At 52.5% G+C, this 23424-nt stretch carries 18 protein-coding genes and 1 pseudogene; 10 read left to right on the forward strand and 9 right to left on the reverse strand.

Translation table 11 applies throughout. The features are described 5' to 3' along the window. Nucleotides 1-42: 42 nt before the first annotated feature. The 3 genes from AC3Y5R_RS05425 to AC3Y5R_RS05435 all read right to left on the reverse strand — a co-directional run bounded on the left by AC3Y5R_RS05425 (nt 43) and on the right by AC3Y5R_RS05435 (nt 3410). The gene (locus AC3Y5R_RS05425; RefSeq protein WP_489920472.1) at nt 43-1437 is read right to left on the reverse strand and encodes a sugar porter family MFS transporter; all 1395 of its coding nucleotides are present in this window, start codon (nt 1435-1437) and stop codon (nt 43-45) included. A 423-nt stretch (nt 1438-1860) separates the two neighbouring features. Further along, nucleotides 1861-3015: a methionine adenosyltransferase gene (gene metK / locus AC3Y5R_RS05430; protein ID WP_489920473.1), complete on the reverse strand. Its 1155-nt coding sequence runs from the start codon at nt 3013-3015 to the stop codon at nt 1861-1863. A gap of 176 nt (nt 3016-3191) precedes the next feature. Further along, complete coding sequence (locus AC3Y5R_RS05435) at nt 3192-3410, reverse strand: hypothetical protein (RefSeq protein ID WP_489920474.1); 219 nt, start codon at nt 3408-3410, stop codon at nt 3192-3194. 285 nt (nt 3411-3695) lie between these two features. Between AC3Y5R_RS05435 and speA the strand changes: the two genes are divergently transcribed. Beyond that, complete coding sequence (gene speA / locus AC3Y5R_RS05440; RefSeq protein WP_489920475.1) at nt 3696-5672, forward strand: biosynthetic arginine decarboxylase; 1977 nt, start codon at nt 3696-3698, stop codon at nt 5670-5672. Between the two features lie 214 nt (nt 5673-5886). Here speA and AC3Y5R_RS05445 read toward each other — a convergent pair whose 3' ends face one another. Both AC3Y5R_RS05445 and AC3Y5R_RS05450 read right to left on the reverse strand, forming a co-directional pair. Continuing rightward, a complete protein-coding gene (locus AC3Y5R_RS05445; RefSeq protein WP_489920476.1) occupies nt 5887-6492 on the reverse strand; it encodes an EAL domain-containing protein in 606 nt (201 codons plus the stop codon). Nucleotides 6493-6504: 12 nt separating this feature from the next. Next, the gene (locus AC3Y5R_RS05450) at nt 6505-7965 is read right to left on the reverse strand and encodes a diguanylate cyclase domain-containing protein (protein WP_489920477.1); all 1461 of its coding nucleotides are present in this window, start codon (nt 7963-7965) and stop codon (nt 6505-6507) included. A gap of 490 nt (nt 7966-8455) precedes the next feature. Here AC3Y5R_RS05450 and speB point away from each other — a divergent pair, with 490 nt between their 5' ends. Continuing rightward, on the forward strand, nt 8456-9382 hold the full coding sequence (gene speB, locus AC3Y5R_RS05455) for an agmatinase (RefSeq protein WP_489920478.1): 927 nt from the start codon (nt 8456-8458) through the stop codon (nt 9380-9382). A gap of 76 nt (nt 9383-9458) precedes the next feature. Here the strand turns inward: speB and AC3Y5R_RS05460 are convergent. Both AC3Y5R_RS05460 and loiP read right to left on the reverse strand, forming a co-directional pair. After that, nucleotides 9459-10945, reverse strand: a pseudogene (locus tag AC3Y5R_RS05460) (aldehyde dehydrogenase family protein). A 262-nt stretch (nt 10946-11207) separates the two neighbouring features. Beyond that, on the reverse strand, nt 11208-11960 hold the full coding sequence (gene loiP / locus AC3Y5R_RS05465; RefSeq protein WP_158783924.1) for a metalloprotease LoiP: 753 nt from the start codon (nt 11958-11960) through the stop codon (nt 11208-11210). A 284-nt stretch (nt 11961-12244) separates the two neighbouring features. Between loiP and tkt the strand changes: the two genes are divergently transcribed. Then, the gene (gene tkt / locus AC3Y5R_RS05470) at nt 12245-14236 is read left to right on the forward strand and encodes a transketolase (protein WP_489920479.1); all 1992 of its coding nucleotides are present in this window, start codon (nt 12245-12247) and stop codon (nt 14234-14236) included. A 44-nt stretch (nt 14237-14280) separates the two neighbouring features. Here tkt and AC3Y5R_RS05475 read toward each other — a convergent pair whose 3' ends face one another. Beyond that, nucleotides 14281-15024, reverse strand: coding sequence for a bactofilin family protein (locus AC3Y5R_RS05475; protein WP_489920480.1), 744 nt, complete (start codon nt 15022-15024; stop codon nt 14281-14283). Between the two features lie 326 nt (nt 15025-15350). Between AC3Y5R_RS05475 and epd the strand changes: the two genes are divergently transcribed. The 6 genes from epd (at nt 15351) to AC3Y5R_RS05505 (ending at nt 21498) form a co-directional block, all read left to right on the forward strand. Then, the gene (gene epd / locus AC3Y5R_RS05480; protein ID WP_489920481.1) at nt 15351-16370 is read left to right on the forward strand and encodes an erythrose-4-phosphate dehydrogenase; all 1020 of its coding nucleotides are present in this window, start codon (nt 15351-15353) and stop codon (nt 16368-16370) included. 50 nt (nt 16371-16420) lie between these two features. Next, nucleotides 16421-17581 (forward strand): phosphoglycerate kinase, encoded by a 1161-nt coding sequence (gene pgk, locus AC3Y5R_RS05485; RefSeq protein ID WP_158783928.1) that lies wholly within the window; start codon nt 16421-16423, stop codon nt 17579-17581. 92 nt (nt 17582-17673) lie between these two features. Next, the gene (gene fbaA / locus AC3Y5R_RS05490) at nt 17674-18753 is read left to right on the forward strand and encodes a class II fructose-bisphosphate aldolase (RefSeq protein WP_489920482.1); all 1080 of its coding nucleotides are present in this window, start codon (nt 17674-17676) and stop codon (nt 18751-18753) included. Nucleotides 18754-18942: 189 nt separating this feature from the next. Continuing rightward, nucleotides 18943-19845, forward strand: a complete 903-nt coding sequence (gene mscS / locus AC3Y5R_RS05495; protein WP_489920483.1) for a small-conductance mechanosensitive channel MscS — start codon at nt 18943-18945, stop codon at nt 19843-19845. Between the two features lie 146 nt (nt 19846-19991). Further along, nucleotides 19992-20612, forward strand: coding sequence for an arginine exporter ArgO (gene argO / locus AC3Y5R_RS05500; protein ID WP_489920484.1), 621 nt, complete (start codon nt 19992-19994; stop codon nt 20610-20612). A gap of 160 nt (nt 20613-20772) precedes the next feature. Continuing rightward, the gene (locus tag AC3Y5R_RS05505; RefSeq protein WP_158783932.1) at nt 20773-21498 is read left to right on the forward strand and encodes an oxidative stress defense protein; all 726 of its coding nucleotides are present in this window, start codon (nt 20773-20775) and stop codon (nt 21496-21498) included. Between the two features lie 41 nt (nt 21499-21539). Here the strand turns inward: AC3Y5R_RS05505 and AC3Y5R_RS05510 are convergent, their stop codons facing one another. Next, entirely contained in the window at nt 21540-22436 is an 897-nt protein-coding gene (locus tag AC3Y5R_RS05510; RefSeq protein WP_489920485.1) for a LysR family transcriptional regulator ArgP, read from the reverse strand. A gap of 193 nt (nt 22437-22629) precedes the next feature. Here AC3Y5R_RS05510 and rpiA point away from each other — a divergent pair, with 193 nt between their 5' ends. After that, entirely contained in the window at nt 22630-23289 is a 660-nt protein-coding gene (gene rpiA, locus AC3Y5R_RS05515; protein WP_489920486.1) for a ribose-5-phosphate isomerase RpiA, read from the forward strand. The last annotated feature ends 135 nt before the right edge of the window (nt 23290-23424 follow it).

Below are 23424 nucleotides of genomic sequence, written 5' to 3' on the forward strand. Positions count from 1 at the left end.
TTTCAATGAATCTGGCCGGGTTTCCCCGGCCAGCAGTCGGGCTTAACGCTGACCGATGTCGCGCAGTTTTTTGCCGCTCAACAGGTTACGTTCAATGTGCTCCAGCGAAACGTTTTTAGTTTCCGGGATCAGCCACAGAGTCAGGATAATGAAGAACAGGTTAAGGCCGCCGTAAACCCAGAAGGTGTTGGCGTTGCCCAGCGAGTTCAGCATGGTCAGGAAGGTCGCCCCGACGATCATGTTGGCAATCCAGTTGGTCGCGGTGGAAACGGTGATACCGAAGTCGCGGCCTTTCAGCGGCTGGATCTCAGAACAGAGAACCCAGATTAGCGGACCGGCACTCATTGCGAAGCCAACGATAAACATCAGCAGCATGGCAACGGCGAAGTACTGTGCGCCCTGAGAGTGGATACCCATATGCAGCATGGTGCCAAGAACGCCCATGCCTGCAGCCATCACCAGGAAGCCAAGGATCAGCGTTGGTTTACGGCCCCAGCGGTCAACCAGGCCAATAGCGATAAAGGTCGCCAGGACGTTGATCAAACCTACGATTACCGTGCCCCACATCTGCTCAGTGGTATTGGTAAAGCCGGCGATTTCGAAAATCTTCGGCGCGTAGTACATGATGACGTTCATCCCGGTGAACTGTTGCATGACCTGCAGCAACACGCCCAGATAAACGGCACGACGGAAATTGCTGTTGTCTTTAAACAGGCTCCAGCCGGACTGTTTGATCTTCAGACTTTCGCGGATTTCATCCAGTTCACGTTTCGCCTGCTCGCTGGTGTCACGCAGACGATCCAGCACGCGCTGCGCGGTACGGAAGTCGCCTTTCGCCGCCAGCCAGCGTGGGCTGTTAGGCAGGAAGAAGACGCCAACCAGCAACAGAGCTGCTGGAATGGTGATCACGCCCAGCATCCAGCGCCATTCGCCGGTGTAGCTGAAGGCAGTGTCGGACAGGTAAGCACCCAGAATACCGATGGTGATCATCAGCTGGTACAGGGAAATCATACTGCCGCGAATTTTCTCTGGTGCGATTTCCGAGAGATAAAGCGGAGCGGTATAAGATGCCACACCCACGGCCAGACCCAGCAGTACACGGGCGAAAATCAGCATCTCCGGGTTACTGGAGAGTGCTGACCACAGGGAGCCAATAACGAACAGGATTGCGCCAATCATCAGGCTCTTTTTACGGCCCAGATAGGAAGACATCCAGCCGCTGCCGACTGCACCCACTGCGGCACCAAACATCATTGAGCTGACAATCCACTCCTGCTGATGTGCGGTGACGTTAAAGTCTTTAGCAATAAAGGGTAAGGCCCCGGCAATCACGCCGATGTCCAGTCCGAACAGCAGACCAGCTAGTGCGGCAAGAAAACAAACGAAAAAGGTCATGGCCTTGTTCGATGTTCTGCTGTGTTTCTTATTATCAGGCATGTAGCCTCCATGTAAGTAGTACTGCTTATTGTTGTTATGAATGTTAGAAAACCCTAGGGCACAAGACTGTGCGACAGATCACAATGGTGTAATCGGTTACACACCAGATCTTTCTTAAAATCGGGATTTTCACACGTGCTTACGCTTTATAACCAGTTAGTCATAGCACTAAATAGTTTCTCCTGGTTTCCTGTTGCCTCAATATCGGACAGCACTGAAAATAGCGCATTTTGATGCTAATTGTTAAGGATGCTAATTCCTAAATGTATGCGAAACAAAACGTTTAACACTGTAACCGTTAACATTATCACCCCGCAGTGGCAGTGAGAGTGAGAGTGTAGACAGCTGCGGGCAGTGTGTCAGTCTGCAGGCAGCAAAAAGGGCACCCACAGGGTGCCCTTTTTGCTGCCTGCAGACTGAAGCTTACTTCAGACCGGCAGCTTCACGCAGCTGTGCCGCTTTGTTGGTTTCTTCCCATGGGAAATGTTCGCGACCAAAATGACCGTATGCCGCAGTTTCGCGGTACATCGGGTGCAGCAGATCCAGCATCTGAATCAGACCGTATGGGCGCAGGTCGAAGAACTCACGCACCAGCAGAGTCAGCTGTTCAGTTGAAACCTTCTCTGTACCAAACGTCTCAACCATGATTGAAGTTGGTTCTGCCACGCCAATCGCGTAGGAAACCTGAATTTCACAACGGTCAGCCAGGCCAGCCGCGACGATGTTTTTCGCCACATAACGGGCCGCATAGGCCGCTGAACGGTCAACTTTAGAAGGATCTTTACCGGAGAACGCACCGCCACCGTGACGAGCCATGCCGCCGTAGGTATCGACGATGATTTTACGACCGGTCAGGCCGCAGTCACCCATTGGGCCACCGATAACGAAACGGCCAGTCGGATTGATATGGTATTTGGTGCTGGCGTTGATCCACTCGGCTGGCAGAACCGGCTTGATGATCTCTTCCATCACCGCTTCCTGCAGGTCTTTCAGCGAGATCTCTTCAGAATGCTGAGTGGACAGCACCACCGCATCAATACCCACGATTTTGCCATCGTCGTACTGGAAGGTGATCTGGCTTTTTGCATCCGGACGCAACCACGGCAGGGTGCCGTTTTTACGCACTTCGGACTGGCGCTGTACCAGACGGTGAGCATAAGTCACCGGTGCTGGCATCAGCACGTCAGTTTCGTTGGTGGCATAGCCAAACATCAGGCCCTGGTCGCCCGCACCCTGTTCCAGCGGATCGGCGCGGTCAACACCCTGGTTGATGTCCGGAGACTGTTTACCAATGGCATTCAGCACCGCACAGGAGTTGGCATCAAAGCCCATATCGGAATGGACATAACCGATTTCACGCACGGTATTACGGGTGATCTCTTCGATATCGACCCATGCGGTAGTGGTGATTTCACCACCGACCAGCACCATGCCGGTTTTTACATAGGTTTCGCAGGCAACGCGGGCTTTCGGATCCTGCTCGAGAATGGCATCGAGCACGGCATCAGAAATCTGGTCAGCGATTTTATCAGGATGTCCTTCTGAGACGGACTCGGAAGTGAAAAGGTGTTTAGCCATTTAATCTTTACCTTACTGAAACGGGTTGAACTCGACTGCTTAGCGCAAAAAACTGAACCTGGCGGTTGTTCCAGCGCCCCCCTCAGGCAAAGCCATGAGCAGTACAAATATTAAGACGCTTAGAAGTTAACCAGTATAGATGGATTAACATCTGGATGGCTATATTAGGTTACACGTTAAGCAGATTGCCAGTTTTTTTTACTGAAATGAAATTTCAGTGCAGGTGAAAAGTGGAAAATTATCCTGACATCTGCCGCATTTCGCACAATTAGATTTTGCATTTTTGCTCCGGTGGCTGTATAAAACGCCGCTGCGTTTCGCCCGGTGATTTCTACATTGCACTCCGGGCCTGCGGCGGGCACGTCAGCCGTGGGTTTTTGGCGCTGGCTTTTCACCCTCCATGATTTTCCACCGGCCGGTAATCATACCGACACCAGCGCCGGGTAACTTCGCTTAGGCTGCTTTTCAGGTTCTCTCAGATTTTTGCTGAGGGAGATTGGCTATTGGCTCTTTGACCCGTTCCCCGGAGTCCAACGTGTTTGATGTTATACTTCAGATACTGCCTTTTAGTGCGTTTCAGCGTTTTATGCTGAATTCGTCGCTTCGTAATAGGTTGTTGTCACAGGTTTTCCCTGCGATAGTAGTTAACTGTTCCGCATCATTAAAATTTGAGGCTCGCAATGTCTGACGACATCAAAACTATCAAGGGTTCGTCAGCAGGCGAACAGGGTGTACTCCGCTCAATGCAGGAGGTTGCCATGAGCGATCAAGATGCCAGCAAGATGCTGCGCACCTACAACATTGCCTGGTGGGGCAATAACTACTACGACGTGAACGAACTGGGTCATATCAGCGTTTGTCCGGATCCGGACGTGCCGGAAGCACGAGTCGATCTGGCTAAGCTGGTTAAAGAGCGTGAGGCCGAAGGCCAGCGTCTGCCCGCGCTGTTCTGTTTCCCGCAGATCCTGCAGCATCGCCTGCGCTCTATTAACGCCGCGTTTAAACGTGCGCGTGAATCTTACGGCTATCGCGGCGACTACTTCCTGGTGTATCCGATTAAGGTTAACCAGCATAAGCGCGTCATTGAATCCCTGATCAACTCAGGCGAGCCACTGGGCCTGGAAGCTGGTTCAAAAGCGGAACTGATGGCGGTGCTGGCGCATGCCGGAATGACCCGCTCGGTGATCGTCTGTAACGGCTACAAAGACCGCGAGTACATCCGCCTGGCGCTGATCGGTGAGAAGATGGGCCACAAGGTCTATCTGGTGCTGGAAAAAATGACCGAAGTGAAGCTGGTGCTGGAAGAAGCTGAACGCCTGAACGTGGTTCCGCGTCTGGGTATTCGTGCGCGTCTGGCTTCTCAGGGCTCGGGTAAATGGCAGTCCAGCGGCGGTGAAAAATCGAAATTTGGTCTGTCAGCCACCCAGGTTCTGAAGCTGGTGGACATCATGCGCGAAGCGGGGCGGATGGAAAGCCTGCAGCTTCTGCACTTCCATCTTGGCTCACAGATGGCCAACATTCGCGATATCGCGACCGGCGTTCGTGAATCTGCCCGTTTCTACGTGGAACTGGCCAAGCTGGGCGTCAATATTCAGTGCTTCGACGTTGGCGGCGGTTTGGGTGTGGACTATGAAGGGACCCGGTCGCAGTCTGACTGCTCGGTGAACTACGGTCTGAACGAATATGCCAACAATGTGATCTGGGCCATCGGTGATGCCTGCGAAGAGCATAATTTGCCGCACCCCACGGTGATCACCGAGTCTGGTCGTGCAGTTACCGCTCACCACACCGTGCTGGTTTCTAATATCATCGGCGTTGAGCGCAACGAATTCAGCACGCCAGATGCGCCTTCCGAAGACTCCCCACGCCCAATCATCAGCATGTGGGATACCTGGCAGGAGATGCACGAGCCGAACAACCGCCGCTCGCTACGTGAATGGCTGCACGACAGCCAGATGGACCTGTTCGATATCCACACCGGCTATTCGCAGGGGACTTACGATCTCAAGCAGCGCTCGTGGGCCGAGCAGCTTTACCTGAGCATCTGCCACTATATTCAGCAGCATCTGGACCCGAGCAACCGTGCTCACCGTCCGATCATTGATGAGCTGCAGGAGCGGATGGCGGATAAGATTTACGTCAACTTCTCGCTGTTCCAGTCTATGCCGGATGCGTGGGGTATTGACCAGCTGTTCCCGGTTCTGCCGCTGGAAGGGCTGAACAAGTCGCCGGAGCGCCGTGCGGTTCTGCTGGATATCACCTGTGACTCTGACGGCACCATCGACCACTACGTGGATGGTGACGGTATTGCCACCACGATGCCGATGCCGCAGTACGATGTGGATAATCCACCGATGCTGGGCTTCTTTATGGTCGGGGCGTATCAGGAGATCCTCGGCAACATGCACAACCTGTTCGGCGATACCGAAGCGGTTGACGTGTTTGCCTTTACCGACGGCAGCGTGGAAGTTCAGCTGTCCGACGAAGGGGATACCGTGGCTGACATGCTGGAATATGTGCAGTTGGATCCCAAAGAGCTACTGACGCACTTCCGTAATCAGGTCAGTCAGAGCGATCTGGACGAAGATCTGCGCGCTCAGTTTGTGGAAGAATTTGAGTCAGGCTTGTACGGTTATACCTACCTGGAAGACGAGTAATATTGTCGGGTTGAGCCGCTTGCGGCTCAACCTTTAAATTAATGCTGCGTTGCCGGTGAAGCTGGTGATCCATGGGATCAGTTTCTCTTTACGCATCGGGAAAGCAAAAAGATACCCCTGAAAAATATTCACCCCGGCAGCCTTGAGCCGCTCATGTTGCTCCTCAGTTTCCACCCCTTCTGCGATGATCTTTTTGCCATACTGACGGCCATATTCAGAGAGAAATGATAATCTTCTCTTTCAGCTTATTGGACCAGGAGCAGGTGCAGAGATCTCTGTCCAGCTTAATTGCGTCAAAATCCACTACGTTGCTGTTGCCCATATAAAAACCGCCTGCGCCAAAATCGTCGAGCAGCACATCATAGCCAGCTGATTTTAAATGGTTAATATTGTCCTGAATCACCCTGTCAGCCCGGACATCCACGCATTCCACCAATTCGAATTTAATGTCAGAAGTGCTGACACCAGCTCTGGCAAGAAAATCCACTATCTCTGAGCCGTGATCCGGCAGGGCGAGGGTTGGTGTTGAAATGTTCAGGCTTATACTGTGCTGCATACCTTGCTGTTTGAGAATTTCCAGCATGTTGACTGCTTCCTTCAGCATAAACAGGAAAACCTGATGCCCCAGGCTGTCTTCCTGCAGCAGATGGCAAAACTGGTTCAGCGGCACCTCCTGGTCGTGGTGACGCCAGCGGACAAGTGACTCAACAGAATAGATACGCTTGTCATGTGTGCTCACTTCGGGCTGAAACACGGCATAAAGCTCGTTATTTACGATCCCGTAGTGCAGATTTTTTCTCAGTTCTCTCTTATTTAACATGACAAATTCTCTTCATTTTTTATTTTCGTACAGGATGACATCGGCGCGATTAATGGCATGATAGACATCCTCACCGGGCCGGATCTCCACAATTCCCCAGGAAATGGATAATGGGATATCTTCCCTGAATGCCTTAATCTGACTGTTGATCCTTTGCATGCACTCCCCGGCGACCCGGCTTTCCGTATCTTTAAAAATAATGCAGAACTCATCCCCGCCAAGGCGGATAAGCACATCAGATGAACGTCTGATATTGCCGGAGATAACCCTGGAAAGGAAAGCCAGAGCTTTATCTCCCGTATCATGGCCGTAAGTGTCATTGATTTGTTTGAACTTATTGCAATCAGTGACGACGACAGACACGGTTTCACCGATTTCAGGCGTTCGAACCAGTTCCAGCGCTTTTCTGTTATAACTTTTAGTCAGGTGATCGGTGATGTTCTCATTACCACTTTTTTTAAGGTAATTAAAACAGAGCACATAGGTCATCAGAGAAAGGATAAAGGAGGCAATTAACGAGATAAGAGCCAGCCTGTCATGGAGTATAAAGAGCCAGAAATCTATGCTGAACTCAACCTTATACTTCGCCGAGAGTTTTTTAGTGATTTTACAGCTGTGTTCTCTGTCTCCAAGGAAGAAGATCTCTTTCCCTGAGTCATTCGAAATGACTTTAGCACTGACATATTTTTCATTTACTGAAGAAGAGAGGCCCGCAAAAATTTCATGCAGATCTTCAGCAGTATAATCAAGCATCATTGCCCCAAGGATTTTTTTTGACTCGACATCACTGAGATCGTACACATAGCTGACCACGCTGTATGATGCATTTTGAGTCAGCTGATCTGTGTAAATTTCTGTGCTGGTGATGCCCATTTTGAGCGGGTCCCGGGTAAACTTACGCACGATGTATTCTGGGTGGATACCAAATATTTTAAAGTTACTGGCACGGGAAGGAACAAAGACATATTTACTGACAGGGGTATGATGAGTCAGGTAGATGTAGCGTTCGTTACGGTCGTAAAAATAATGGTAGCGATTTTTATAATTATCGCCAAAACGAAAGGTTCTGAATATGTAATCAATGCTTTTTACGACTTTTAAAGCTACCTGATCTTCCGTTCCTGCAGTAATCTGCAATGTGCCGGTGATATTGGGGTTACTCGGGTCATCATAAATATTGATGCCTGAGATGTTGCTTTTTGTATCGTGCTCTAATTTCAGATCGGCAGAAAGTGTACTCTTGTGAACTTTTGTTTTGTATTGCAGGTATCTTACAGAAATGGCATCAGCAACATTTTCGTTGGTGTAGAAGTTGTTGAGCAAAACCTGAGTGAAGTTGGTCGCTGCGATTTCCACCTCCAGATACGCTTTTTTGAAGGAGAAAATAATAGTGGCGGCCGAAAAAATAATAAAAGAAAAGATGGAGAATAACGCCACATACTTTTTCTCTTTTGCATTAACGGTATTAATCATATCGGCCTCATTTCAGAGCCGCGAAGTATACTTATTTTTTAATATGGCGTCTCGCATGGAATTTGATATGGATCAATTTCGACATGAATTATTAAGATAATTCTTATGTTTCATTGTCTACCGTTGCTTAATTTAAACTGCAGGTAAACAAGGCCTGCAAACTTTTTTTATTTATCTGCGTTGCTGTTGTGAAATGTTTTAGTTTTTTGTCTGGTACTTCAATTAAAAGTTATCGATGTTATTGTCTGTCGTGCCTGTGCTGAGACGCTGTGATGCCAGCGGTAAGCTGTCAGGGAGTGTGCGAGCGGTCATAAGCAAGAACAATCGACGGTCTGGCACTATTGCGCCATGAGGAATTTCGTCCGATAATTTGTTCAAGCTACAGCTGATTTGAATAAACCCTTCTCCGTCGGGTCTGTCGACGGGGAAGGGTTTTTTTTCATCTGGTATTTCATTAATAAGGCATCGACAGATCTTAGAGGACTCTTCTATGTATAACACCCTGGGCAATCAGTATGATAACTCCCTGGTTTCAAACGCCTTCGGTTTCATGCGTTTCCCTGTTAACTTCCAGCCTTACGACAGCGACGCCGAGTGGGTGATCACTGGCGTTCCTTTTGATGCGGCGACGTCCGGTCGTCCTGGCAGCCGCCTCGGCCCTGGTGCGATCCGCCAGATCTCCACCAACCTGGCATGGGAAGGGTGCCGCTGGCCGTGGGATTTCGATCTGCGTCAGCGTCTGAATGTGGTTGACTGTGGTGACCTGGTTTATGCCTTCGGCGACTCCCTGGATCTTAGTGACAAGCTGCAGGCACATGCTGAAAAACTGCTGACCAACGGTAAGCGCATGATGACTTTCGGTGGTGACCACTATGTCACGCTGCCGCTGCTGCGCGCCCATGCCAAACACTTCGGTAAAATGGCGCTGGTTCACTTCGATGCGCACACCGATACTTATTCTAACGGCCCAACATTCGATCACGGCACCATGTTCCATCATGCACCGAAAGAGGGCCTGATCGATCCGCAGCGCTCGGTGCAGATCGGTATCCGTACAGAATTTGACGCCTCATTGGGATTCAACGTGCTGGATGCCGCTCAGGTTAACGACCGCAGCGTTGATGACATCATTGCGCAGGTGAAACAGATCGTTGGCGATATGTCGGTATATCTGACTTTCGATATCGACTGTCTGGATCCGGCGCATGCTCCTGGTACCGGTACGCCGGTAATCGGTGGCCTGACCACGGACAAGGCTACCAAGCTGGTACGCGGTCTGCAGGGTCTGAACATTGTGGGTATGGATCTGGTTGAAGTCGCACCGGGTTATGATCAGTCAGACCTGACCGCGCTGGCGGCAGCAACGCTGGCGCTGGATATGCTGCACGTGCAGGCCGTCAATAAAGCTGCGCAGTAAACAACGGCTCTGTGATCCTTCGTAGCGGTAGCTGAGCTGTAAGAAAGAGGGGCGACGTACCCGTCGCCCTGTTTTATCAGAACAATCCTGAGGGCTTATCGGAATAGCTCACCAGCAGGCATTTGGTCTGCTGATAGTGGTTGAGTATCATCTTGTGGGTTTCACGCCCAATTCCGGATTGTTTGTAACCGCCGAACGCAGCGTGAGCCGGATAGGCGTGGTAACAGTTAGTCCACACGCGACCGGCCTGAATGCCACGTCCCATTTTGTATGCCAGATTGCCATTACGGCTCCAGACTCCCGCCCCCAGGCCGTAGGGAGTATCGTTTGCCAGTTCAAGCGCCTCTTCCATGGTTTTAAACGTGGTGACGGCCAGTACAGGACCGAAGATCTCCTCCTGAAATACACGCATATCGTTGTTACCTGACAGGATGGTGGGTTCCAGGTAATAACCCGCCTGAAGGCCATCTTCCAGCATTTTTCTCCGTCCACCGGTCAGTACATCCGCGCCTTATTTCTTGCCGATATCAATAGAGTTAAGAATCGATTCCATCTGCTCCAGAGAAACCTGGGCTCCCATTTGCGTTTGGCTGTCTAACGGGTTGCTGCTGCGTATGGCTTCCACGCGCTTGATGGCGCGCTCCATAAAACGCTCGTAAATGGATTCCTGCACCAGCGCGCGGCTGGGACAGGTGCAGACTTCGCCCTGGTTGAACGCGAAAAGCGCGCGAAACCTTCCAGTGCTTTGTCGAAGAAAGCATCTTCCTCGTCCATCACGTCAGCAAAGAAGATGTTCGGTGATTTTCCGCCTAACTCCAGCGTGACGGGAATGATGTTTTGAGTGGCATATTGCATGATCTGCTGGCCAACTTCAGTGGAACCCGTAAAGGCAACTTTGGCAATGCGTCTGGATGTCGCAAGATGCTCGCCAATTTCGCCGCCCGCACCATTGACCACGTTGATAACGCCCGGCGGCAGCAGATCCCCTATCAGCTCCATCAGCAGCAGGACAGACAGAGGCGTCAGACGCGCGGGTTTCAGCACTATACAATTACCTGCCGCCAGCGCCGGAGCCATCTTCCAGCTTGCCATCAGCAGCGGGAAATTCCACGGGATGATTTGTGCAACCACGCCGAGGGGTTCGTGGAAGTGGTAGGCCACGGTATCATGCTCAATCTCACTGATACCGCTTTCCTGCGCACGGATACATGAGGCAAAGTAACGGAAGTGGTCAATTGCCAGCGGCACATCGGCGGCAGTGGTTTCACGGACTGGTTTGCCATTGTCCCAGGTTTCAGCTGTGGCCAGCAAATCGATGTGTTGTTCCACGCGGTCTGCTATTTTCAGCAGAATGGCCGCGCGCTCCTGCACAGCCATTTGTCCCCAGCCCGCCCGGGCTTCGTGAGCGGCGTCCAACGCCAGGTCTATGTCTTTTTTGCCGGAGCTGGCAATTTCACACAGCGGCTGACCGGTAATCGGCGTCAGGTTTTGATAGTACTGTCCCCCGACCGGTGGTACCCATCGGCCACCGATAAAGTTGTCGTAACGGGGTTTCAGTTTCAGAGGAAAACCATACTCTTAAGGGATGATTCGGATATGTGTAGGCTTGCTTATCATGGACATCTCCTTGTCTGTGGTTCATCCGCCAAAGTACAGGGGGTTGAGTGTTTTTTCACCACATCCTTCCGGCTTTAAGACGCAGCTCACGGATTAAGTTTCTACGAAGAATCCAGTGTCTGTGACGAGAACCGATCTCTCTTCCATTTCGATTAGAGGTGTGGCTGGAAACAATAAAGGCCTGCCCCACACAGGTAGGCCCAGACGCTTATTTCCCTGAAGCGATACGATCCCTGATGTGCTGAGCGCGGGATGCGGATGACGGGTGAGAATCAAACATTGAGCTGGATGCGGCGCTATCCATTTTTGCCAGTTTCTCAAAACTGGTCACAAGTCCTTCCGGGTTGATACCGCGTTTTTTCAGTAAAACAAACGAATAATCGTCCGCCTGCGACTCCTGCTTCTGTGAGAACTGTGCATTGACCAGCTTCTCACCTAAATCACCAAGCTGCGACTGCGAAAGCGTGGCCGCAATGCCACCTGCGGAAGCTGCCGCTGAGCGGACTGCTGTTGCGCCGTAAGCCACCTGCATGGCCCGGCGCGTATGTCCCAGCGCAACGTGGCCCATCTCATGGCCCAGCACGCCCTCCACTTCGTTATCGGTCATCATATCCATCAGCCCGCTATAAACCCGGATACAGCCATTGGCCATTGCCCAGGCATTGACGTCTTTAGTGAGATAGACCTTGTAGTTAGCTGGTGTGCCGTCGATGTTATCGCCCAGGGCGGCGGCAATCTTATTCAGCCGCTGGGTATAGACGCTGCTGGCAGGGGCGATTTGCGCTTCGCTGTCCATTTGCTCGCAGGATTTTACGCTGAGCTCCTTCACCTGTTCATCGCTGAGAGTGGCGGCCTGAAAGGCCTGTGCGCCTGACTGCATCAGCGTGGTGCTGTCAAAGTTCTGACAGCCAGAAAGTGCGGTTGTAAGGGCCAGCGCGATAAGAGATGTCCGTAACGTCATAATTTTATTCCATTCCATAATAAGGTATTTAGATCAGAAGCCTGCTCCATGAGGCTGAAAATAGTGCGGGTTAATAAAACGGCGATGCCGCTTTTTCCCAACCCATGCATAGCGCCCGTGCCTGAAAAGTGCAAGTCTGGCCCCGATATTTTGCACTTTTCGCCATGTACATGATCCCTGTTTTTCATGTACATTGAGGGTCGACTTTTACAACTTTGCCTGATAACTCATTGATTAAAATAGGTTAAGGACGGCGAAGCGTTTAATCCGACCTGGAGTAGAACATGTCTTCTCGTAAAGAGCTTGCCAATGCCATTCGCGCTTTAAGTATGGATGCGGTACAGAAAGCCAAATCTGGCCACCCGGGCGCACCTATGGGGATGGCGGATATCGCCGAAGTCCTGTGGCGTGATTTCCTGAACCACAACCCGACCAACCCGCTGTGGGCCGACCGCGACCGCTTCGTGCTGTCTAACGGTCACGGTTCAATGCTGATCTACAGCCTGCTGCACCTCAGCGGCTACGATCTGCCAATTTCTGAACTGGCTAACTTCCGTCAGCTGCACTCTAAAACTCCAGGTCACCCGGAATACGGCTATACCGCTGGTGTGGAAACCACCACTGGTCCGCTGGGGCAGGGGATTGCCAACGCCGTGGGTATGGCGATTGCCGAGCGCACAATGGCGGCGCAGTTCAACCGCCCAGGCCACGATGTTGTTGACCACCACACCTATGTGTTCATGGGTGACGGCTGCATGATGGAAGGTATTTCCCACGAGGTGTGCTCGCTGGCGGGAACCCTGAAGCTGGGCAAACTGGTTGCCTTCTACGACGACAACGGCATCTCTATCGACGGTCACATTGAAGGCTGGTTCACCGACGATACGGCTAAACGCTTTGAATCTTACGGCTGGCATGTGGTGCGGGGCGTCGACGGTCATGATGCTGCTGCTATCAAAAAAGCGGTGGAAGAAGCTCAGGCCGTCAGCGATAAGCCATCGTTGCTGATGTGCAAAACTGTCATCGGTTTCGGTTCGCCAAATAAAGCAGGAACTCACGATTCACACGGCGCTCCGCTGGGTGAAGAAGAGATTGCGTTGACCCGCAAGCAGCTGGGCTGGACCCACGCACCATTCGAAATTCCACAGGACATTTACGCTCAGTGGGATGCGAAAGAGGCAGGTCAGGCTAAAGAGGCAGCCTGGAACGAGAAGTTCGCGGCCTACGCCAAAGCTCATCCTGAACTGGCGGTTGAGTTTAAGCGCCGTATGAGCAATGCGCTGCCGGAAAACTGGCAGGCAGAGTCACAGACGTTCATTGAACAGCTGCAGGCTAATCCGGCGAAAATCGCCAGCCGTAAAGCTTCCCAGAATACGCTGGAAGCTTTTGGCAAGCTGCTGCCAGAATATCTGGGCGGCTCTGCCGACCTGGCACCAAGCAATCTGACGATGTGGTCCGGTTCCAAAGCGATCAACGAAGACGCAGCGGGCAACTACATCCACTATGGCGTGCGTGAATTCGGTATGACTGCTATCGCCAATGGTATCACGCTGCACGGTGGCTTCCTGCCTTACACCGCAACCTTCCTGATGTTTGTGGAATACGCGCGTAACGCAGCCCGTATGGCCGCGCTGATGAAAATCCGTCAGGTGATGGTCTATACCCACGACTCCATCGGTCTGGGCGAAGACGGTCCTACTCACCAGCCGGTTGAGCAGCTTGCCAGCCTGCGTGTCACGCCGAACATGAGCGTCTGGCGTCCGTGTGACCAGGTTGAATCTGCGGTAGCGTGGAAATACGGTATTGAGCGTCACGACGGTCCAACCGCGCTGATCTTCTCCCGTCAGAATCTGGCACAGCAGGATCGTACTGCTGAGCAGCTGGCGAACGTCGCCCGCGGTGCTTACGTGCTGAAGGATTGCGACGGTCAGCCAGAAGTGATCCTGATTGCCACCGGCTCTGAAGTTGAGCTGGCAGTGGGTGCATATGACAAACTGACGGCAGAAGGGCGTAAAGCTCGCGTGGTTTCCATGCCTTCCACTGATGCTTTCGACAAGCAGGATGCCGCTTACCGCGAATCCGTGCTGCCTAAAGCGGTCAGCGCTCGTGTGGCCATTGAAGCGGGTATCGCTGACTACTGGTTCAAATACACCGGCCTGAACGGCGCGATCGTTGGCATGACCACCTTCGGTGAGTCAGCGCCTGCTGAGAAGCTGTTCGAAATCTTTGGCTTCACCGTGGATAATGTGGTCGCTAAAGCGAAAGAGCTGCTGTAATACCGGAGGTTCGCCTGCATCAGCGGGCGAACCTTGTTCCCGCCTTACTGCATTAACGTCTGTTCCCTCAAATGGAAATCCTGATTGAGCGGCATGACCGGCTCGACGACTTTCTGCTTCACGATGGCGGGGGGTTGTTCCTGCTCAGGTTGCTGCTGCCAGGGTTTTGACAATCCGTAGAAACGTCCATTCTGGTTGACCGACAGCGACTCGCATTCGATGGTCCCATCCAGGAAGCCGTTAGCGTTGATCGCCACTTCCCGGCTGCGGCATAACCCTTTCAGCTCACCGCTTATCTCGATCCGGTTGGCAAATATTTCGCCTTCCACCCGACCGCTTTTCTGCACGAACACCGTTTTCTCCGAGTTGATTTTCCCGTTAACCGCGCCGTTGATATGAATATCGCCCACGGCTCTGATTTCACCGTCGATCACGCAGGTTTCGGGGATAGTGGTGGTGTCAGATGCTGTGGTGAAAGCGGCAACGGAAAAATCATCGTGAAAATCGCTGTCAGGCCGCAGGGAGCCTTCATCCGGTTCACTGTCCCGCTGCGGGGAAAGGGGAGTTTCTGTCGGGGTGATGATGTTCTCTTTACGTTTAAACATGGTCATATCCTTATCGAATAATAAATTCCTTAACAAAGCTCCAGCGATAATCGCCAGAGAGAGCCCGGGCAGCAGGCCAGGGTACTGACGGATCAATGCCCGTGACGCTTCCCAGCCCAACCCCCAGACAATCAACGCTGCAGCCCAGATCAGCCAGACAATCCAAAGCAGGTTGTAGTTCATATTGAGAAGATTATGTTAACCTCCGATAGCCAGAAGTCGCTGTCCGAGTCATTACTTTACTCTCACCTGACCGGGCGCTGGTCTTATTTTGTGCAACTCCATTATTAAATGTGATCTTTGTCAGAGTTTCAGTGCTTCGATTGATCTTCCTCATTCCAATTATTTCGCATTATCTTTATTGTGGCTGAACCGTTTCAGTTGGCGTTATCGCTGACGAAACACAGGTTATATGCAGTTGCAGTAGCGCAAGAATTCCCTGTACAAACGCGGACGTCTGGCTCAGGCTAATGTCCCAGTTTTGCACTGAATTCTGATTCAGGAGTGATATGACGGTTCGCATTGCCATTAACGGATTTGGTCGCATTGGGCGCAACGTATTGCGTGCGCTCTATGAAACCGGACGCCGTGCTGAAATCACCGTAGTGGCCATTAATGAGCTGGCGGAAGCCGCCGGGATGGCGCACCTGTTGAAATACGATACCAGCCACGGGCGTTTTGCCAGGGATGTTCGCCAGGAGCGCGATCTGCTGTGGGTCGGAGAAGACACTATCCGTATTCTCCACCGGGCAGAGATTGGCGATTTACCCTGGCGTGAACTAAACGTCGATGTGGTGCTTGACTGCACCGGCGTTTATGGCAGCCGTGCGGATGGCGAGGCCCATCTGGCAGCCGGGGCGAAAAAGGTGCTGTTTTCTCACCCAGGCGGTAACGATCTGGATGCCACCGTGGTCTACGGTGTGAATGAAAAAGAGCTGAAACCCGGCGACCTGATCGTCTCCAACGCTTCCTGCACCACCAACTGTATTATTCCTGTGATTAAACTGCTGGATGATGCCTTCGGCATTGAGTCGGGTACGGTCACCACCATTCACTCTGCGATGCACGATCAGCAGGTGATTGACGCTTACCACACCGATTTACGGCGTACCCGCGCGGCCAGCCAGTCAATCATTCCGGTGGATACCCGGCTTGCTGCTGGCATCTCGCGTATTTTTCCAAAATTTAGCGACTGTTTTGAAGCTATCGCCGTGCGCGTGCCGACGATTAACGTGACGGCGATTGATTTGAGCGTCAGCGTGCGTGAAGCGGTCAGCGCCTGTGAGGTCAACGCGCTGTTGCAAAATGCCTCAGAAGGGGCATTTAGTGGTATAGTTGACTATACGGAATTACCGTTAGTCTCCATAGATTTTAACCACGATCCGCACAGTGCCATTGTGGACGGCACCCAAACGCGGGTCAGCGGTCAGCACCTGATCAAAACACTTGTCTGGTGCGACAACGAATGGGGCTTTGCTAACCGAATGATTGATACGACGTTAGCGATGGCCGCAAGCGGTTTCAGGTAGGGCGCGGTTTGCGCCTGTCAAAACTTAGAGAATCAACGAGAGGATTCACCATGTCTGTAATTAAGATGACCGATCTGGATCTTGCTGGGAAACGTGTACTCATCCGCTCCGACTTGAACGTGCCAGTGAAAGAAGGGAAAGTGACGTCAGATGCACGTATCCGTGCTTCGCTGCCGACCATCGAAGCAGCCCTGAAGCAGGGTGCAAAAGTGATGGTTACCTCTCACCTGGGTCGCCCGACCGAAGGTGAATACAATGAAGAGTTCTCCCTGCTGCCAGTCGTAAACTACCTGAAAGACAAACTCTCCTCACCGGTACGTCTGGCAAAAGACTATCTGGACGGTGTTGATATCGCTGCAGGCGAACTGGTCGTGCTGGAAAACGTTCGCTTTAACAAAGGCGAAAAGAAAGACGACGAAGCGCTGTCCAAAAAATATGCTGCGCTGTGTGATGTCTTTGTGATGGATGCTTTTGGTACGGCTCACCGTGCGCAGGCTTCCACCCATGGCGTGGGCAAATTCGCTCCTGTGGCCTGTGCAGGCCCGCTGTTAGCCAACGAGCTGGAAGCGCTGGGCAAAGCCCTGAAAACCCCGGCCCGCCCAATGGTTGCCGTGGTGGGTGGCTCTAAAGTCTCCACTAAATTTGACGTGCTGAACTCTCTGGTGAAAATTGCTGACACGGTGATCGTGGGTGGCGGTATCGCTAATACCTTCGTGGCTATCGACAACAACGTTGGTAAATCCCTGTACGAGCCCGATTTCGTTGAGGCAGCGAAAAAACTGCGTGACGAATTTAAAATCCCGGTCCCTACCGACTCCCGCGTGGGCACGGAATTCTCTGAAACTGCGCCTTCCACCGTGAAGAAAGTCACTGAAGTTAATGATAATGAAGAGATCATGGACTTCGGTGATGAAACCGCGCTGGCGATGGCTAAGTTGTTGAAAGAAGCCAAAACAATTCTGTGGAACGGTCCGGTCGGCGTGTTTGAATTCCCTAACTTCCGTAAAGGGACAGAAATTGTGGCGAAAGCCATTGCAGACAGCGACGCATTCTCTATCGCCGGTGGTGGTGATACGCTGGCGGCGATCGACCTGTTCGGTATTGAAGATAAGATCTCTTATATCTCTACCGGTGGCGGTGCTTTCCTGGAGTTCGTGGAAGGTAAAACTCTGCCAGCTGTCGCTATGCTTGAAGAGCGCGCGAAACAGTAATCTCTGGGGCGGGGGGCTGCCCCCGTCGTAACGATCTGCCTGGGGTGCCAGGCTCCGAATCTCTCATACGACCGACGAAACAGGACAAAAACATGTCTAAAATTTTTGATTTCGTAAAACCAGGTGTTGTCACCGGTGACGACGTACAGAAAATTTTTAAAGTTGCGAAAGAAAACAAATTCGCACTGCCAGCAGTGAACTGCGTGGGCACCGACTCCATCAATGCCGTACTGGAAACTGCTGCGAAAGTAAAAGCTCCGGTCATCATCCAGTTCTCTAACGGCGGTGCAGGTTTTATCGCGGGTAAAGGTCTGAAATCAGACAAGCCACAGGCTGCCGCTATCTTCGGTGCGATCTCTGGTGCACACCACGTTCACCTGATGGCTGAACACTACGGCGTGCCGGTTATCCTGCACACTGACCACTGCGCGAAAAAACTGCTGCCATGGATCGACGGTCTGCTGGACGCGGGTGAAGCTCACTTCGCCAAAACCGGCAAGCCACTGTTCTCTTCACACATGATCGACCTGTCTGAAGAGTCACTGGAAGAAAATATCGAGATCTGCAGCAAGTATCTGACTCGTATGGCGAAAATCAATATGACCCTGGAAATTGAACTGGGTTGTACCGGTGGCGAAGAAGACGGCGTGGACAACAGCCACATGGACGCTTCTGCTCTGTACACTCAGCCAGAAGACGTTGATTACGCTTACGAAAAACTGAACGCTATCAGCCCACGTTTCACTATCGCGGCCTCTTTCGGTAACGTGCATGGTGTGTACAAACCAGGCAACGTTAAGCTGACGCCAAAAATTCTGAAAAACTCTCAGGAATACGTCAGCAAGAAACACAACCTGCCGCACAACTCCCTGGACTTCGTGTTCCACGGTGGTTCCGGTTCTTCAGCTGCTGAGATTGAAGAATCTATCAGCTACGGCGTGATCAAAATGAACATCGATACTGATACTCAGTGGGCAACCTGGGACGGCATCCTGCAGTACTACAAAAAGAACGAAGGCTACCTTCAGGCCCAGCTGGGCAACCCGGAAGGCGCAGACAAGCCAAACAAGAAGTACTACGATCCGCGCGTCTGGCTGCGTGCTTCTCAGTCTTCGATGATCGTTCGTCTGGAGCAGGCATTCAAAGAGCTGAACGCGGTAGACGTTCTGTAATTTTTGCTTCCTGAGCTCCGAAAGGCCCCGTTAAGGGGCCTTTTTTTTGTCTGCTGGTAACAAATTATTAATTTCCCACGATATTTGGCAGTAAGCGTCGTTTTTGGTTACGCTTGAAGTTTGGGATGCCAGTCTGGCTGGTAATGAATAACTGCTTACTTCCTTCGGGAACAACAACAGGATAATCAAATGGAAGATCTTAACGTAGTAAATGGCATCAACAACGCCGGAGGCTGGCTGGTGCGTAACCAGGCGCTGCTGCTCAGCTATGCCGTCAATATCGTGGCGGCGATTGCCACGATCATCATCGGGATGATCGTGGCGCGAATTATTTCTAACACCCTGAACAAGGTGCTGATTGCCCGTCATATTGATGCCACCGTTGCCGACTTCCTGTCCGCGCTGGTGCGCTACGGGGTGATTGCCTTTACCCTTATTGCCGCTTTGGGACGTGTTGGGGTGCAGACAGCCTCGGTGATTGCCGTTCTTGGTGCCGCCGGCCTGGCTATCGGTCTGGCCCTGCAGGGGTCGCTGGCGAATCTGGCGGCTGGTGTGCTGCTGGTGACCTTCCGTCCTTTCCGCACCGGTGACTTTATTGATATCGGCATCATGGGTACCGTGCAAAATGTGCAGATCTTCTCCACCACGCTGAAATCTGCCGATGGCAAGATTGTGGTGGTGCCGAACGGTAAAATTATCGCCGGTAACATCGTCAACTTTTCGCGTGAACCGGTGCGTCGTAATGAGTTCATCATTGGCGTTTCATACGACGCAGACGTGGATGAAGTGCTGAAGCTGTTGCGCGAAGTGGTCGATGCTGAGCCTCGCGTGTTGCAGGATATGGGCGTGCAGATTGGCCTGAATGAGCTGGGAGCCTCCTCCGTGAACTTCGTGGTGCGCTGCTGGAGTAAGGCAGGTGATTTGCAGGATGTCTACTGGGATCTGATGAAGAACTTTAAGCGTACGCTGGATGCTCATGAAATCGGTATTCCTTATCCGCAGATGGATGTCCACCTGCATCACGATAAGGCTGCCCAGGCGCAACAGGCTGAGCAGAAAGTCTCCGCCGACACTCTGCCAAAGCCTGAATAATCAGCTTGTTAAGGGCGGCCGCCGTGCCGCCTTTTCTTTGCTTATCATCATTAGCGATACTGATAAATCATTAGCTTTTTCCATTTCCTCTAATATTAAAGCCCCTGTAAACTCGCCAGCAATTACTGAAGAGTGAGGAAGTCACTGTGTTATCCGTTTTCTTTCAGGGCATGGCTCTCGGTGCCGCGTTAATCCTGCTTTTGGGTCCGCAGAATGTATTAGTACTGAATCAGGGCGTGTGTCGTCAGTATCATTTGATGACTGCGGGGCTGTGTACGCTGAGTGATATCGTGCTGATTTGCGGTGGCGTATTTGGGGGAAGCGCGTTGCTGACCCAGTCTCCGTTGCTGCTCAATCTGGTGACCTGGGGCGGTGTGGCTTTTCTGCTGTGGTATGGCTGGGGAGCGTTACGCACTGCCTTCAGAGGGGATATTGAGTTAAGTTCTGAAAAGGTCATGCAGCAGGGGCGCTGGCGAATTTTTGCCACCATGATGGCCGTCACCTGGCTTAATCCGCATGTCTATATTGATACCTTTGTGGTGCTGGGTAGCCTTGGCGGTCAGTTACCTCCGGAGGCGCGCAGCTGGTTTGCCCTCGGGTCAGTGAGTGCGTCCATATTGTGGTTCTTCGGTCTGGCCTTGCTGGCTGCCTGGTTGTCACCGGTGCTGAATAACGCTAAAGCGCAGCGGATCATCAACGCGCTGGTTGGAGTCATGATGTGGGGGATTGCAGCCAAACTGGCGCTGCAGGCGCTGGGTCAGGGGTAAAAAGGAACTCATTCCAGGAATTACTGTCATAGCGTGATAGCTGAAAACGCAATAATCTGTACCAGAATGTTGCGTTTAATCGGAACAATACTCTGACGGCGAGGCATTTTGCCGCCGTCAGTCAGCCATGATGTGACTGAAAGCCCCACGGAGGAACCCAGTGAAGCTTACTAAATTGGCCCTGGCCGCAATGATTGGATTTGGAACTGTCCCCGCTTTAGCGCTGGCGGATGAATTGCCTAATGGCCCGCACGTGGTGACCTCAGGCCAGTCGAGCGTGGATGCCACGCCGGATATTGCCACGCTGGCAATTGAAGTGAGCGTCTCTTCGAAAGAGGCTGCAGAGGCGAAGAAGCAGGCCGATGCCCGCGTCGCACAGTATTTTGATTTCCTGCAGAAAAACGGCATTGAGAAGAAAGACATCAACGCTGCCAATTTGCGCACCCAGCCGGAATATGACTATCTGAAAGACGGTAAGTCGGAACTGAAGGGCTATCGTGCGGTGCGTCAGGTGCAGGTTACTGTGCGCCAGCTGGAGAAGCTGAACGGGCTGCTGGACGGCGCGCTGAAGTCTGGCCTGAATGAAATCCGCTCTGTAGAACTGGGTGTGGCGAATCCTGACCAGTATCGCGATAAGGCCCGCCAGGCTGCAATTGATGATGCCACCCAGCAGGCGGGTGCACTGGCGAAGGGCTTTAATGCCAAGCTGGGGCCGGTCTATAGCATCCGTTACCACGTGGCTAACTACCAGCCAATGCCGGTTGCCAGAATGTTCAAGACGGCCGATGCGGCACCGATGACCTCCGCCGCACAGACGTATGAGCAGCAAAGCATTCATTTTGACGATCAGGTCGATGTGGTGTTTGAACTGCAGCATAACCAGTAAGTCATTACTTTAAAGGGGTCTGGTGGCCCCTTTTTTTATCGCTAGTCGGTCTGGCGCAGCACGCGATGGCCGTGGGCGATCAGCGCGTCAGTCACTTTGCGCATCAGACGGCTTTCCGGCGCAAAACGGTGCCAGTACAGCATACGGCGCTGGAACAGACCCGGTGTCAGGTCAATCAGCTCACCTTCGGCCAGCTCACGCTCAATCTGCAGATGCGGGATCATACAGCAGGTGGTGCCCTGACGGGCCAGTTGTACAAAGGCCTCTGACGAGTTAACGATATGGCAGGGCACGCTGCCCGGGGACAGATCGAAGTTTTGCTGCAAAAACGCCTGATGCATATCATCAAGATGGTCAAACGCAACCGCCGGAGCCTTCAGCAGCGCGGAGCGGGTCACGCCGTTAGGGAAATAGCGTGCGGCAAACTCTTTCGAACCAACGAACAGGTAATCCAGCGCGCCCAGCTGATCCACCAGGCAACTTGGCAGCGGTTGTGGCTGGATACTGACGGCTCCCACTACCTCACCGCGACGCAGCCTTTCCTGGGTGCGGCTTTCATCTTCCACCTGCAAATTCAGGCGAACCGGCGAATCGGTCAGCACCGTTTTCATCGCGGGCAGTAACCAGGTTGCCAGACTGTCGGCGTTGACCGCCAGCGACAGCAGCAGCGGCGTGGTACCGCCATTTTCATCGCCCAGCCACTCCTCTTCCAGCAGCTCGACCTGATGCAATAAAGCCAGCAGCTTTTGCCCCTGTTCGGTCGGGCGTGGAGGAACGGTTCGCACCAGCAGCGGCTGGCCGAACATGTTTTCCAGCTGCTTGATTCGCTGGGAAACGGCTGACTGGGTAATACAAAGCTTTTGTGCGGCGCGTTCAAAACCGCGCTCGCGGATCACTGCATCCAGCGCCTGAAGCGTTCGATAATCCGGGCGTTTCATTGGTTCGTTTAACTCTCCTCAGGTATGGAAACTGCACTATGCCATATTTTTGTCACTTTGCCCTGCGTAACAGTGTGTTTATCCGGCACGGCTTTGTGGGCTGTGTCTGTAAACGGACAACAAATGCTGCCCTGACGCGGCGGGGTTGTTTATACTAACGCCACACTGTAGCAGCACGGATTGTAAACATACCATGACGCAGGATGAACTGAAAAAGGCCGTTGGCTGGGCCGCGCTGGAATACGTAAAACCGGGCACCATCGTGGGTGTGGGCACCGGCTCGACCGCCGCGCATTTTATTGATGCACTGGGTTCGATCAGACAGCAAATTGACGGGGCGGTCTCCAGTTCTGAGGCCTCAACCCTTAAGTTGAAAAGCCTGGGGATCCCGGTTTTGGATCTTAACGAGGTGGATTCACTGTCGGTCTACGTTGACGGCGCAGATGAAATCAACGGTTTTATGCAGATGATCAAAGGCGGTGGCGCAGCCCTGACCCGCGAGAAAATCATCGCTGCGGTGGCGGATAAATTTGTCTGCATCGCTGACGAGTCCAAGCAGGTTGATGTGCTGGGTAAATTCCCGTTGCCGGTGGAGGTGATCCCGATGGCGCGCAGCTATGTTGCCAGGGAGCTGGTGAAGCTGGGCGGCCTGCCTGAATATCGCCAGAACGTGGTGACTGATAATGGCAATTTCATCCTCGACGTGCACAACTTAAAAATTCTCGACGCGATTGCGCTGGAAAAGGCCATTAATGCCTTACCTGGCGTGGTTACCGTGGGGCTGTTTGCCGCGCGGGCAGCGGATATTGCGCTGATTGGTACCGCCTCCGGCGTGAAGAGCATAGAAAAATGATCTCACTGGCGCCGCTCCGGCGCCGGTTAATTTCTGCAAAAAAACATCTTTTCTTTTCATACCGAAATTCGGTGACTTATGTCACATAAGCTTCACTCACAGGGCGATCCTTCTGACGATATTCACCGTGCCCTG

It is taken from the genome of Erwinia sp. 009765445 (genome assembly GCF_058137865.1).